Source organism: Moraxella sp. VT-16-12 (assembly GCF_002224245.2).
Classification (GTDB): domain Bacteria; phylum Pseudomonadota; class Gammaproteobacteria; order Pseudomonadales; family Moraxellaceae; genus Moraxella.
Genome location: NZ_NKHK02000008.1, coordinates 34,211 through 46,933 on the forward strand (window position 1 = coordinate 34,211; position 12,723 = coordinate 46,933).

The following is a 12,723-nucleotide window of genomic DNA, read 5'->3' on the forward strand; positions in this document are numbered from 1 at the left end:
ATGAAAAAACTAGTTAGTTTATCAGCTTTGGCGGTAAGTGGCGTGATGTTTTCATCATCCGCCCACGCTTGTGCTGGCAATGACCATGCGTGCATTCAAAGACAACAAACCATCGCAGCACTGCACAACAACCCCGCCATGTGTCAATATGGCTACAACCCCAACTGTCAAACCCAAACTGCTCGCTCATCCATCAACGACATCCCGCCCCCACAAGTTACCACCGACCAATGCCAAGCTCGCCCACAAGGGGGCAAAGCGTGTCTCACCATCTACAAACAAGACCCTGATTATAAATTTCACCTGATGGAAACCAACGCCCAAGGCAACCTTGTTTATGCTCGCTTTTATCACGTTGATGGACAAACCATCAAAAGCGAACAATGGTACAACGCCCAAGGCATCAAGCACGGTGCTTTTAAAAGCTACCACCCAAATGGCACACAAAAAAGCCTAGGCAACTTTGTCAATGGTCAGCTCCAAGGCGACTACAAAATCCATGATGAAAACGGACAGCTCATTAAGATTGAACATTATCAACATGACAATATTGTCCTAGAAGTTTTTTATCAAAACGGCAAAAAACACGGACAAGAGACCGAATTTGACTATGTCCAAACCAAAAAAGGGCTCGCCCAAGTCATCGCTCGCACCGCTCAATGGGTAAGCGGCGTCAAACACGGCGAAGAACAATTTTTTGAAACCAACCACAAAGGCAAAACAAAACTTGTCAAAACCATCATCTGGCAAAACGGCAAACCCAACAGCTAAATCATCAAATTAAGCCACCACAAAAAAGGACAACGCCATGAACATTGACCATCAACTTGCCGAAAAATGGATAAAACCCCACGCCAAAGTGCTAGATTTGGGCTGTGGCGACGGCACGCTTTTAGAGCATTTACAAACCAATCTTGGTGTGTTTGGTTATGGACTAGAAATTGACCCTGACAAAATCAACCAAGCCATCGCCAAGGGTTTAAACATCATTGAGCAAGACCTAAATGACGGACTGGCACGCTTTGCCGACAACAGCTTTGATACGGTGGTGATGGCTCGTGCCTTACAAGCGGTCAAAAACCCCCAAACCCTGCTTAATGACATGTTGCGTGTCGCCAAATTTGGCATTGTTACCTTTCCCAACTTTGCTTATTGGCAAAACCGCGTCTATCTTGGCATCAAAGGCATCATGCCAATGAGCGAAACCCTGCCCCACCAGTGGTATAACACGCCCAACATTCACCTTTGCACCTTTAAAGATTTTGAAAGGCTCTGTCATGACAACCACATTCGCATTTTAGACACCGTTGCTCTGTGGGACAACCCAAACCCAAAAATCCCTGCCTTTATCCGCAACAAAGCCGTCAAATCTGCCCCAAATCTTTTGGCAGACGTGGCAGTGTATCGCATCACACGTCAGTAATTAAAACAAACTGTTACGTTTTGTCGGGGTGCAGAAATTGAGTTTTTTTGTAAAAAATGTTATGATGTAGCTTTTAGTAATGGCAATGTCATTGCTTTACCATCATTTTTGATGACAACCAAGATGGGAGTTTATATGAAATCTTTAAAAATCGCTCTACTGCTTGGGGCAATATTTAGCGCCAGCATTGCCAGTGCCGAGCTAACAGGCACACATCTAGGGTCAAGTTTTGAGACCATGGACATCACCAGTTTGACCAATCAAGCCAGTCAAGGCAACCATCACGCCCAGTTTTTTTTGGCAAAACGCCTACAAAAAGGGGAAGGTGTGGCAAAAGACGCTGCCAAAGCCATCTATTGGTACACCCGAGCTGCCGAGCAAAACATCGCCCCTGCTCAGCTCAACCTAGGCATCATGTATCTGCGTGGTGAAGGCGTCAAAGCCAATATGGCAGAAGGTCGCAAGTGGCTAGAAAAGGCTGCTCACCTTGGTGATAACCGTGCCAGCTATGCCTTAGCGATGATTGATGAAAAACAAAAACGCTTGGTAGATGCTTATAAATGGTACGATTTGTCTAGCCGTGATGGCATGCTTGATGACAAAATCCGTGATAAAGCCCAAACCAAAATCAGCCAACTTGCCCTTAACTTGTCATCTAGCGACATTGAAAAAGCCAAAACCAGTGCCGATGATTGGTTTATCATCAAATAACTCTCATTGATGCACACAGACATACCCACAACTTAGATTGTGGGTTTTGTTTTATGATAAGGATAATTGATGAAACACTTGCTTTTTATCAGCCTGTTGAATAAAGCAACCGCCAATCAATTACGCCTTATCTGTGCCAATGATAAATACTGTGATGTTAATGCACTAAACAACACCTTACAAGAAAAGGGCTTATAATCACTTTTTAGCCTGTGCCACATAGTCGCTTGCCCAACGGATGACGGGCATATCCACCATTTGTCCATCTATGGCAAAAACCGCTTGGCGAGTTTCTTGATAATGAGCAACCACTTTTTTGGCAAAGGCAAGTTTGTCCTTATCTCTATCCATCTGTTTGATGATGGCGACTTGTTTGGGGTGGATAAGTAGCTGACCACCAAAACCAAAATCCTGCCACGTCTGCACATTTTGCTCAAAGCCCACATCATCACCAATATCAGCATAAATGGTCTCAATGGGTGGGGCAAGTTCATTGGCGGACGAATGCAAAAGTAGCTCCATCTTGACATGCTCAAACAGCAGTTTTGCCGATGGGCTATGAAGTGCCATCCCCAAAGACGTCGCCAAATCCAAACAACCATAACTGAGTGCATACACGCCACTTTTGGCGATATGACCAACATTGAGTACGCCCTTGGCACACTCTATCATGGCAATCACAGGCTTGTTTGTCTGCCCTTTTAGTGTCAGTACGTCATCAGCGTGCCTAACTTTGGGTAGCACTACCCCATAAATCGCCAGTTGCTCCACCAACGCCACATCACCTGCAAAATCAGGGTGCGACACGCCATTGATACGTAGCCAAATCTTATCAAACGCTTGCCAGTCCCAAACATCAAAAAAGTGTATTAAGGCTTGGTACAAAGCCGTTTTGTCCTGACCAATCACTGCATCTTCTAAGTCAATGATGACATTATCCGCCCCACTGTCCACCGCTTTGGCGACACGGTCAAGGCGACTGGCAGGCACAAATAAATAACTGCTTTTTTGCTGCTCCACGTTTGTCATGACACCCCCAAATTTTATTTGACTTGGCTGACCATATAATCCACCGCCGCATACACTTCAGCTTCTGAAACATCGCCTGTTACCTGAGCAGGCATTTTACCAAAGCCTTTGGCAGAATGCAGATACAAAGTATCCATGCCTTTGTCTAGGCGTTTTGCCCAGTCGGCTTTGGCGGTCAGCTTGGGTGCGTTTAGTAGCCCTTGGTCATGACAGACGCGGCAAGTTTTTTCATAGCGAGCTTTACCTTCTTCTAATGACACCGCTTTGACCGCTTCTTTGGGGACTTCTTTTGTAGTAGCTGGCTCGGGTTTTTCCACATCACCAACAGGCTCAGGCTCGCTTTGGGCAGTCTTTGTTTGTTCAGTAGCTTGGGTAGGCTCGGCAACGGGCGTGCTTTGGGCAGGACTTGGCGTTGATTGGGTAGCTTTGTCAGGGGCGGGCTTGTCATCACCACAAGCGGTCAAACATACCGCACTGGTCAATAATACCGCTAAGATTTTGCTGGGAGTGTTCATAGGTTACCTTGCAAATTTTTATTATCATAAGTACAGACATAATATAACTAATTTTTATCAGCTTTTAAAGTTTTTTTATGATTTTATGGGGTTTTATTGGGTGTGGGTTTTTGCAGATTTTTGCCTTTTGCTTTATAATAATCTGTTATTTTACCAACAGTCAAAGAGCCATCTTTATGACCAACACCACCCAACAAGACTATAAAAACACCCTAAATCTTGCGGACACGCCCTTTCCCATGCGTGCTGACCTTGCCAAACGTGAACCAAAATGGCTTGATGAATGGGAAAAAGATGGGTTATACCAAAAAGTGCGTGAGTCCAAAAAGGGGCTGCCAAAATACATCCTACACGATGGCCCGCCCTATGCCAACGGTCAAATCCACCTAGGTCATGCGGTAAACAAAGTCCTAAAAGACATCATCACCAAATCCAAAAACTTATCAGGCTTTGACGCGGTTTATGTGCCGGGGTGGGACTGTCATGGTTTGCCGATTGAGCAAAAAGTTGAGCAAAAAGTTGGCAAAGTCGGTCAAAAAGTGGACGCCACCGAGTTTCGCCGTCTGTGCCGAGACTACGCCAAAAGCCAAATCGCCCTACAAATGAAAGACTTTAAACGTCTGGGCGTGCTTGGTGATTGGGATAACCCTTATCTGACCATGAATTTTAAACAAGAAGCAGGCATCGTGCGAGCTTTGGGTAAGATTTATGACAATGGTCATATCGTGCGTGGTCTAAAACCTGTGAACTGGTGCTTGGACTGTGGCTCTGCCCTTGCCGAAGCCGAAGTAGAATACGCCGACAAAAAAAGCGACGCCATCTATGTGGGTTTTGACATCACCAATCGTGATGCCCTGCCACAGACCAAGGATATACAAGGCAAACTACAAGCAGTGATTTGGACAACGACCCCTTGGACACTGCCTGCCAACCAAGCCATCAGCGTGCATGAGACGTTTGATTATGCAGTTGCACAAGGTGTATTGCCACCACCTGCCTTTAAATTACCCAAAACTTTAACAGCAGATAACTTTTATCTTAGACCACTCACCAAAGACGACAAAGACGCTTTATGGCAAATAGCAAAAGACCCTGCCATTTGGGAGTTTATGCCAGAAAAACGCCACGAACCTGCTGTTTTTGATAAGTATTTTCAACAATCACTCACTCAACACGCCTATGTCATTATTGATCACACCAGCGAGCAAGTGATTGGGGCGACACGTTTTTATGATGACAAACCAAGTGATGACAGCATTGCCATCGGTTATACCTTTTTTGCCCCCAGTTATTGGGGAACGGGTGTCAATGCCAAAATTAAACAAGCCATGTTGGATTATGCCTTTACCCAACGCCAAAAGGTGCTGTTTTATGTATTCCCAGACAACAAACGCTCTGGCAACGCCCTAAAAAAACTGGGGGCAACCTATCAGGGTTTTGATGAGCAAAGCCATCGTGATATTTATGCCATCACTTCCCCAAACCCCAGTACCAAAGTTACCCAAAACTTTATCATTGCCAAAGATTTATTAGAAGACTTTGTCAGCACCACCAAACTTAATAATCCACAAGTAATAACCACCATCAAAGGCAAAGAGCTGACCGCCCTAACCGCTCAGCACCCACTGATTGACAGCCGTCAAGTGCCCATCATCACAGGCGACCATGTTACTGCCGACAGCGGTACAGGGCTTGTACACACCGCCCCTGCTCATGGTGTGGACGACTACAATGTTGGCATCAAATATGGCTTACCAACCGACAATCCTGTGAGCGGTAGCGGTGTGTATTTACCAGAAGCAATGGCGTTTGTGGGTGAGCACATTTATAAAGCCCAACCCAAAATCATTGACGCTTTGCAAGCAAGTGGTCATCTGCTACATCACAGTGTCATCACCCACAGCTATCCGCATTGCTGGCGACACAAAACACCGATTATTTTTCGTGCCACGCCCCAGTGGTTTATCAGCATGGAAAAACATGGCTTACGCCAAAAAGCCTTAGATGACATCAAAAAAGTTACTTGGACGCCTGCTTGGGGTCAAAACCGCATTGAAGCGATGGTAGAGTCTCGCCCTGACTGGTGTATCTCTCGCCAACGCACTTGGGGCGTGCCAATTCCCTTTTTTATCCACAAAGAAACAGGCGAGCTCCACCCACGCACCAGCGAGCTGATTGAACAAGCCGCCCAACTGATTGAAAAAGGTGGTATTGAAGCGTGGTTTGAAGCAAGCTGTGGCGACTTTTTGGGCGATGATGCTGACAGTTATGACAAAGTTAGCGACACGTTGGACGTATGGTTTGATTCTGGGACAACACATTGTGCGGTGCTTGATGAAGATGACAATTTAACTAACCCTGCTGATATGTACCTAGAAGGCAGCGACCAACATCGTGGCTGGTTTCAAACCTCGCTACTCACCAGTGAAGCCATCTATGGACGAGCTCCCTTTAAGCAAGTCTTGACACATGGCTTTGTGGTGGACGAAAACGGCTACAAAATGAGCAAATCGCTTGGTAACATCATTGAGCCACAAAAAGAGATTGATAAAACAGGGGCGGACATGCTCCGCTTATGGATTGCATCTAGCGACTATCGTTATGAGATGAGTGCAGGACAAAAAGTCTTTGCAGGGGCGGTGGATAACTACCGACGTATCCGCAACACCATTCGCTTTTTGCTTGCCAATACCAGCGATTTTGACATCAAAACAGACGGTGTGCCACTTGATGAACTGGTTAGCCTTGATAAATTTATCTTGCACAAAGCCCACCAAACCCAACAAACGATAGTCAAAGCTTACGCCGACATGGATTTTCATAGTGTGGTACAGGCAGTGAGCGTGTTTTGCTCGCAGGATTTGGGCGGATTTTATCTGGACATCATCAAAGACCGCACCTACACCACCAAAGCTGATGGCAAGCCCCGCCGTTCGGCACAGACTGCTTTGTATCATATCGCCCAAGCCTTGGTACGCTGGATTGCTCCGATTTTGCCCTTTACCGCTCAAGAAGCGTGGGGTTTTATCCGCTCTGACATGGACGAAAAATACATTTTTTCAACGCTTTGGTATGAGCTGCCCACCCCTGCTTTAACCGCCATCACCAGTGATGACTGGGTGATGATTTTGGCAGTCAAAGACACTGTCAATAAAGCCATGGACGAAGCTCGCACGGATAAACTCATCAGCAGCAATCTCACCGCCAAAGCCACCATCACCACCGATGGCGACACCTTGACCGCTCTCAACAAACTGGGCGATGAAGCCAGATTTGTGTTTATCACCAGTGATGTAGAGCTAAAACAAGGTGAGTACAGCGTACTTATCACGCCTGCTGATGGCAAAAAATGCACTCGCTGCTGGCATATCCGCCCCGATGTTGGCACACACGACAACCATCCAGAGCTTTGCACTCGCTGCGTAACTAACGTGGACGGTGATGGAGAAGTACGCCATTATGCTTAATACACCCAACAGCAAATCGGCGATGACTTACTACATCATCGCTGTGGTGGTGCTGATACTTGACCAAATCAGCAAGTATTATTTTAATAGCACCTTTGAGCTTTATGAAAGTGTGGACGTGATAGCACCTATTTTAAACTGGACACTGGCTTATAATTATGGGGCGGCGTTTAGCTTTTTGGCAGATGCTGGTGGTTGGCAAAAGTGGTTTTTTGCCATTTTGGGCTTGGCGGTTTCGGTATTTATTATTGGCTATCTAAGACAAACCGCCACCCATGCCAAAGTGCTGTCATTGGGTTTGGCACTGATTTTGGGCGGAGCGGTAGGCAATGTCATTGACCGCTTTATTCATGGTTATGTCATTGATTTTATTCATGTTCATTATGCTGATGTGTGGCATTATCCTGTGTTTAATATCGCCGATATTGGGATATGTGTGGGCATGGCATTGGTGGTGTGGGACATGATGTTTTTGGAGAAAAAGCGAGCAAAAGAAACGCCATAATTTCTTATGCTAATACAGCATAAAAAGTTGCAATAATGCCAACAATCCTTTTATTTTTAGCGTGCTACAATGCACGCTTATTTTTTGTAATAAGGAACTACTTTATGTCTGTTGGTGCAAACCGCGACTTTTATCCCCATGAAATCTTAGAAGACACCATCATCAAATCCCAAGGCAAGGCCAATGCCAGCATAAAAACCTTATCTATTTTGAGTTTTTTGGGTGGTGGTTATGTGGGTTTTGGTTATTTGGCGTATCTTAAAGTCGTCAGTGGCATTCCCCCTGATTGGGCAGGGCTTGCAGTATTGCTTGGTGCTTGCGTGTTTCCCATTTGCCTAATTTGTATCTTGATTGGCGGGGGCGAGCTGGCAACAGGCAGCATGATGATGATGTCGCTGGGTTTTTTGACCAAACGTGTGCCTTTTAAAAAACTGGCACGCAACTGGGTGATTGTCAGCTTGGGCAATCTTGCAGGAGCAATGGCAGTGGCGTACTTTTTGGGGCATTATGTGGGGCTGGCAGAACAAGGTGGTATCGCCACCAAAACCATTGCCATTGCCGAATCAAAAATCGCCATGAGTTATGGCAAATCCTTTGTCTCTGCCATTGCTTGTAATTGGTTGGTTTGTATGGGTATTTGGTTTTATTTGGGTGCTAAGCACAACTCAGGGCGTATCATGGGTATGTGGTTTCCTGTGATGATTTTTGTGCTTTTGGGCGTACAGCATTTTGTTGCCAATATGTTTATTGTACCAGCAGGCATTTGGGCAGGGGCAAATATAAGCTGGACCGAGTTTGCAGGCATGATGATACCGGTGTTTTTGGGTAATGTGGTGGGTGGTTCATCTTTTGTGGCAGCATCTTATCTACACGCTTATCGGCATTTATTAAAAGATGATTATTCCATTTAATCCCATGCAAATACCCAAAACAAAAGCAAGATGAATATCCAAATCATCAACGCTCAGCCACCACAATCAACCAACATCATTTAGCCTGATTGCAAATGATTGATTAACGCCTTGATTTTGGTGGGCATTTTAAGCTGATGGCGACATCTAGGTTTCTTGCCACGGGCTTACCATGAATAAGATATGGCGTGTATTTGGCTTTTTTAAAGGCTTGGGTAATGTGCAATGCCAGCTCTTTATCCTTGACCGTCAAGCCTGACACGCCAGTTACTTGACCTTGTTTGTCCAACGCCAAAACCGCAGATGTGTGGATAAACTCACCATTTTTACAGCTTTTGGTGGGCAGATGGCGAAAATCAGGGGATTTGACCACTTGTGGGGGTGTGATGGCATTTGAAGTTTGTTTAATGGGTTTGGTTGTGCCACACGCCACCAATCCCAAAGAACTGATTGCAACAAATAACAAATGATTTTTCATAATATCCCCCATAAATCGCTCATCTTAGCCCATCATCGCACAACTTTCAATCATAAAAATGTATGCTTGTGTGGGTTAAGTTACAACAGTTTGGCAGTTAGATGACAAATTTTATCTACAATTTATCATTGCCCCGCCATGTGTCTTGTTGGTTTATTTATCCCCATCTTTATGCTTGCTTAGCTTTATTTGCTTTCATCAAGATTTATTTTTTAACTTAATATAAATTATGATAAACTAACGATTATTTTTGATTTTGGATAACCATGACCCCCATCTTACCCAACGAAGAAATCCGCATCACAGACGGCAGTACTGTGCAGCTGCATTTTGAAGTTAGCCTACCCAATGGCACGGTGATTGACTCAACCTTTGGACGTGATGAGCCTGTCAGCTTGACCATTGGTGATGAAAGTTTGCTCTCTGGCTTTGAACAGGTGCTGATTAACCTAAAAGCAGGCGACACCCGCACTGCCCATCTGCCACCTGAGCAAGCCTTTGGTGAGTGGAATCAAGAAAATGTCCAAAGTTTTAGCCGTGCCAAATTTAGCCTATCAGAGCCAAATCCTGTGGTGGGCATGATGATGGAGTTTGCCGACAAAGGCAATAATACCCTTGCTGGGGTGATTAGTGAAGTCAATGATGACACGGTTAAAGTGGATTTTAATCACCCATTGGCAGGGCAAGATGTGTTATTTAAGGTACAGATTTTTAAAGTAACGCCCAAAGGTCAAAGCACGCTGACCCTAAAAATCTAAGTTTTATGCAGGGCATTGCCACACAAAATCCGCTATTGGTGCACCAGCTTGTGGGCGATAGTCATAATGCCACCACTCGCTATTGATTGGCTTAAAGTCATACTTTGCCAAGATAGTTTTAAGCAGTTGGCGGTTGGCAAGCACGTTTTTGGGTAGCTGACGATAACTGTGATGAGTCTTTTGTCCAAAAAAATCAAAAGGCGTTCCCATGTCTAGCTCTTTACCCTGCTTATCCACCAAAGTCAAATCCACCGCCGCACCACGATTGTGTTTTGAGCCTTTGGCAGGATTGGCGACATAAGTAGAATTTGGCAAAATTTGCCACATCTTTTTTTGTACAGACAATGGTCGATAGCAGTCAAACACCTTAATGCGATAGCCTAGCTGTTGAAACTCTTGATTGGCTTTGATAAGTGCCTTGGCGGTATTTTGTCTTAGATAGCACTCACCACAAGGATAAACGCTCTGCTTTAAAAAATTATCGCTGCTGGCGTATTTCATGTCCAACACAATGCTGTCATCTAGCGTTTTGACATTGACAAAATCTGCATTAGCAAAGGCTGACATACCAAAACTTAATAACACCACATAGTTTAGCTGTTTTATCATACTCATTTTATGCTGTTAGTACTTGTTTGTGTAACTGGCTAAGTCCAGCTTCCATACGCTCTTGGAGTATTTGGGTCAGCTCATTGCGACTTTTGCCATCAGGATAAATGGGAGCAAGTGGCAACACATAAGCACGAATGCCGGCACTGTCCGCAACACGCTTTAAACTCTCTGCCATCGTGCGATTGCCACAATACGCAGCATCATCAGAAATCTTGCCGTTTTTATCCACATAAGCAATCACCACAGGACAAATCGGCAAGCCTGTATCCATAGAAGCCTGCAACAGTTTGCCGTGGATTTTTTTGATGTGTTTGCCATCGGTAGTGGTCGCTTCGGGGAAAAACACCACCGATGAACCGCCACGCAAAAAGTCGGCAATCTGATGGCTGACTGTATTGGTATCACCCGAGCCACGCTTGATAAAGAGTGTCCCCCCTGCTTTGGCAAGGCGACCAAAAATAAACCACTCGCTTATCTCTGCTTTTGACAAAAAAAACACAGGAGCAACCGAGCCTACCACAGGAATGTCAAGCCATGAAATGTGGTTGGATACCCACAATCCATGTGTTTGTGGCACAGGCTCCACCTGAATGACTTCCACCCCAAAAGAATTTGCCATCTTGCGACAAAAAATTTGAATGTACTTGGGAAGCTTGTCTCTGGGTGGCGATTGAAATGCACCGATTTTTTGGGCAGCACGAAAGCCACCAACAAGTGTCGCCCCCATATGGATGGCTTTTTTGGTGCGGTTAAGTTGAGTTTTTATAAAATTTGCCATAAAGGTTTGTTAATCTAAAAATGACCCATGCTATAAAAATTTAACAAAAATTGCAAGTTATTTTTGTGCACATTTGTATGATGTACCCAAAAAAACACCCGCCAATATGACGGGTGAATATGATTTACTGCAAAAATGGCAACTGTGTAAAGATTTGTAGTACTGCGGCATTGACAATGTCCACAAAAAACGCTCCCACCATTGGCACAATCAAAAATGCCTTATGTGATGGCAAGTAGCGGTCAGTAATCGCTTGCATATTGGCAATGGCGGTGGGCGTTGCTCCCATACCAAAACCGCAATGACCTGCCGCCAATACTGCCGCATCATAGTCTTTGCCCATAATGCGAAAAGTTACAAAATACGCATACAATACCATCACCACCGTTTGCACCAGCAAGATAATAAGCACAGGACCTGCCAAATCAGTCAGCTCCCACAGTTTTAATGACAAAAGTGCCATTGCCAAGAACAAACTGAGCGATGCGTTACCAAAAACATCAATGGCACGGTCAAACATGTCAAAAAAATAAGCGTCAAGACATTACGCAATATCACGCCCCCTGCCAATGCCCAAACAAAGGTCGGTAATTCAAACCACGTGCCCTTTGCCACATCTGTCATAATCCCAGCAAAAGCAAGCGTAGCAGCAAATAGTGCCAAAGTCTCAATGGCAGATGATGCGGTGATAAGACGAATGTTGTCAGGCTTTTCAAAGACTTCTTTGTTGGCACGGTCTTCATTTTCACTGTGTTTGGTGCTGTATAGAGATTGAGCTCCTGCAAGTTTTTCAACTTCGCTTTGGTTGGGATTAACAGGTGTCGGCTCAATACCAAGTTTACTCACAAGACGTTTGGCAACAGAACCACCAATTAAACCACCTGCCACCAAACCGTAAGTAGCCACTGCAATGCCCAAAGTGGTTGCCCCAGCAATGCCATACTTTTGTTCAAGTGTGGCACCCCATGCCCCTGCGGTACCATGACCACCTGTCAAGGCGATAGAACCCGTTACAAGCCCCATCAGCGAATCTAAGCCTAGCACGCTTGCCATGGCAACACCCACGATGTTTTGTGCAATGATAAATCCTGACACCACCAGCGTAAAAATAAATAATGGCATACCGCCAGCTTTTAGGCGACTAAAATCAGCACTTAAACCAATGGACGCAAAAAACATCAACATACATGCTGTCTGCAACTCTTTTTGAAAGATAAAACTAAATCCAAACATTAAATTTAGACCATATACCACCGCAGCAGCCACCAAGCCACCTGCCACAGGCTCTGGAATGTTAAATTCTTCTAAAAATTTTATCTTTTTTACCAAAAATCGCCCAAGCAACAATACCAATGTCGCCAAAATCAGCGTGTAGTAACCATTTAAAGTAATCTCGGTCATAAACTTCCTTAACACTCACTTATTTTATTAGGTGATGGCACATCACCCAAAAGCCACATAGAAATATTTCTAAGTGGCAAACATATCCACAAATAAAATAGCTAATTTAACTCTCCAAAATTTTGGACGATAAAT

General features: G+C 44.8%; 13 protein-coding genes and 1 pseudogene. 8 read left to right on the top strand and 6 right to left on the bottom strand.

What is annotated here, in order from left to right; genetic code table 11:
- From CEW93_RS08130 to CEW93_RS11010, 4 genes are all read left to right on the top strand, one after another.
- Positions 1–771, top strand: coding sequence for a toxin-antitoxin system YwqK family antitoxin (locus tag CEW93_RS08130; protein WP_089538466.1), 771 nt, complete (start codon positions 1–3; stop codon positions 769–771).
- 37 nt (positions 772–808) lie between these two features.
- On the top strand, positions 809–1,423 hold the full coding sequence (metW, locus tag CEW93_RS08135; protein WP_089538467.1) for a methionine biosynthesis protein MetW: 615 nt from the start codon (positions 809–811) through the stop codon (positions 1,421–1,423).
- 135 nt (positions 1,424–1,558) lie between these two features.
- Positions 1,559–2,134, top strand: a complete 576-nt coding sequence (locus CEW93_RS08140; protein ID WP_089538468.1) for a tetratricopeptide repeat protein — start codon at positions 1,559–1,561, stop codon at positions 2,132–2,134.
- A 69-nt stretch (positions 2,135–2,203) separates the two neighbouring features.
- Positions 2,204–2,332 carry a hypothetical protein gene (locus tag CEW93_RS11010; RefSeq protein WP_255504034.1) on the top strand — a complete coding sequence of 43 codons (129 nt, stop codon included), beginning with the start codon at positions 2,204–2,206 and terminating at the stop codon, positions 2,330–2,332.
- Here the strand turns inward: CEW93_RS11010 and CEW93_RS08145 are convergent, their stop codons facing one another.
- The gene (locus CEW93_RS08145; RefSeq protein WP_089538469.1) at positions 2,333–3,163 is read right to left on the bottom strand and encodes a CoA ester lyase; all 831 of its coding nucleotides are present in this window, start codon (positions 3,161–3,163) and stop codon (positions 2,333–2,335) included.
- A 14-nt stretch (positions 3,164–3,177) separates the two neighbouring features.
- Positions 3,178–3,678, bottom strand: a complete 501-nt coding sequence (locus CEW93_RS08150) for a cytochrome c5 family protein (RefSeq protein WP_089538470.1) — start codon at positions 3,676–3,678, stop codon at positions 3,178–3,180.
- A gap of 176 nt (positions 3,679–3,854) precedes the next feature.
- On the opposite strand from CEW93_RS08150, the gene ileS reads away from it, so the two are divergent.
- From ileS to CEW93_RS08165, 3 genes are all read left to right on the top strand, one after another.
- The gene (ileS, locus tag CEW93_RS08155; RefSeq protein ID WP_089538544.1) at positions 3,855–7,145 is read left to right on the top strand and encodes an isoleucine--tRNA ligase, N-acetyltransferase domain-containing; all 3,291 of its coding nucleotides are present in this window, start codon (positions 3,855–3,857) and stop codon (positions 7,143–7,145) included.
- A complete protein-coding gene (lspA, locus tag CEW93_RS08160) occupies positions 7,138–7,650 on the top strand; it encodes a signal peptidase II (protein ID WP_089538471.1) in 513 nt (170 codons plus the stop codon). The genes ileS and lspA overlap by 8 nt, the downstream gene beginning before the upstream one ends.
- Positions 7,651–7,754: 104 nt before the next feature.
- On the top strand, positions 7,755–8,561 hold the full coding sequence (locus tag CEW93_RS08165) for a formate/nitrite transporter family protein (RefSeq protein ID WP_089538472.1): 807 nt from the start codon (positions 7,755–7,757) through the stop codon (positions 8,559–8,561).
- Positions 8,562–8,664: 103 nt separating this feature from the next.
- Here the strand turns inward: CEW93_RS08165 and CEW93_RS08170 are convergent, their stop codons facing one another.
- Positions 8,665–9,039, bottom strand: a complete 375-nt coding sequence (locus tag CEW93_RS08170; RefSeq protein WP_089538473.1) for an energy transducer TonB — start codon at positions 9,037–9,039, stop codon at positions 8,665–8,667.
- A 266-nt stretch (positions 9,040–9,305) separates the two neighbouring features.
- On the opposite strand from CEW93_RS08170, the gene CEW93_RS08175 reads away from it, so the two are divergent.
- A complete protein-coding gene (locus tag CEW93_RS08175; protein WP_089538474.1) occupies positions 9,306–9,797 on the top strand; it encodes a peptidylprolyl isomerase in 492 nt (163 codons plus the stop codon).
- A gap of 3 nt (positions 9,798–9,800) precedes the next feature.
- On the opposite strand, the gene CEW93_RS08180 is transcribed toward CEW93_RS08175, so the two are convergent.
- The 3 genes and pseudogenes from CEW93_RS08180 to CEW93_RS08190 form a co-directional block, all read right to left on the bottom strand.
- Positions 9,801–10,412, bottom strand: coding sequence for a M15 family metallopeptidase (locus tag CEW93_RS08180; RefSeq protein ID WP_089538475.1), 612 nt, complete (start codon positions 10,410–10,412; stop codon positions 9,801–9,803).
- A gap of 1 nt (position 10,413) precedes the next feature.
- Positions 10,414–11,187, bottom strand: coding sequence for a 1-acyl-sn-glycerol-3-phosphate acyltransferase (locus CEW93_RS08185; RefSeq protein WP_089538476.1), 774 nt, complete (start codon positions 11,185–11,187; stop codon positions 10,414–10,416).
- A 124-nt stretch (positions 11,188–11,311) separates the two neighbouring features.
- Positions 11,312–12,588, bottom strand: a pseudogene (locus tag CEW93_RS08190) (sodium/glutamate symporter).
- Between the last annotated feature and the right edge of the window lie 135 nt (positions 12,589–12,723).

What these genes read in the sequence shown, in the direction of transcription:
- CEW93_RS08175 (WP_089538474.1), top strand. Translation starts at nt 9,306, where the DNA reads ATGACCCCCATCTTACCCAACGAAGAAATCCGCATCACAGACGGCAGT.
- CEW93_RS08150 (WP_089538470.1), bottom strand. Translation starts at nt 3,678, where the DNA reads ATGAACACTCCCAGCAAAATCTTAGCGGTATTATTGACCAGTGCGGTA.
- CEW93_RS08165 (WP_089538472.1), top strand. Translation starts at nt 7,755, where the DNA reads ATGTCTGTTGGTGCAAACCGCGACTTTTATCCCCATGAAATCTTAGAA.
- CEW93_RS08185 (WP_089538476.1), bottom strand. Translation starts at nt 11,187, where the DNA reads ATGGCAAATTTTATAAAAACTCAACTTAACCGCACCAAAAAAGCCATC.
- CEW93_RS08140 (WP_089538468.1), top strand. Translation starts at nt 1,559, where the DNA reads ATGAAATCTTTAAAAATCGCTCTACTGCTTGGGGCAATATTTAGCGCC.
- metW (WP_089538467.1), top strand. Translation starts at nt 809, where the DNA reads ATGAACATTGACCATCAACTTGCCGAAAAATGGATAAAACCCCACGCC.
- CEW93_RS11010 (WP_255504034.1), top strand. Translation starts at nt 2,204, where the DNA reads ATGAAACACTTGCTTTTTATCAGCCTGTTGAATAAAGCAACCGCCAAT.
- CEW93_RS08180 (WP_089538475.1), bottom strand. Translation starts at nt 10,412, where the DNA reads ATGAGTATGATAAAACAGCTAAACTATGTGGTGTTATTAAGTTTTGGT.
- ileS (WP_089538544.1), top strand. Translation starts at nt 3,855, where the DNA reads ATGACCAACACCACCCAACAAGACTATAAAAACACCCTAAATCTTGCG.
- lspA (WP_089538471.1), top strand. Translation starts at nt 7,138, where the DNA reads ATGCTTAATACACCCAACAGCAAATCGGCGATGACTTACTACATCATC.
- CEW93_RS08145 (WP_089538469.1), bottom strand. Translation starts at nt 3,163, where the DNA reads ATGACAAACGTGGAGCAGCAAAAAAGCAGTTATTTATTTGTGCCTGCC.
- CEW93_RS08170 (WP_089538473.1), bottom strand. Translation starts at nt 9,039, where the DNA reads ATGAAAAATCATTTGTTATTTGTTGCAATCAGTTCTTTGGGATTGGTG.
- CEW93_RS08130 (WP_089538466.1), top strand. Translation starts at nt 1, where the DNA reads ATGAAAAAACTAGTTAGTTTATCAGCTTTGGCGGTAAGTGGCGTGATG.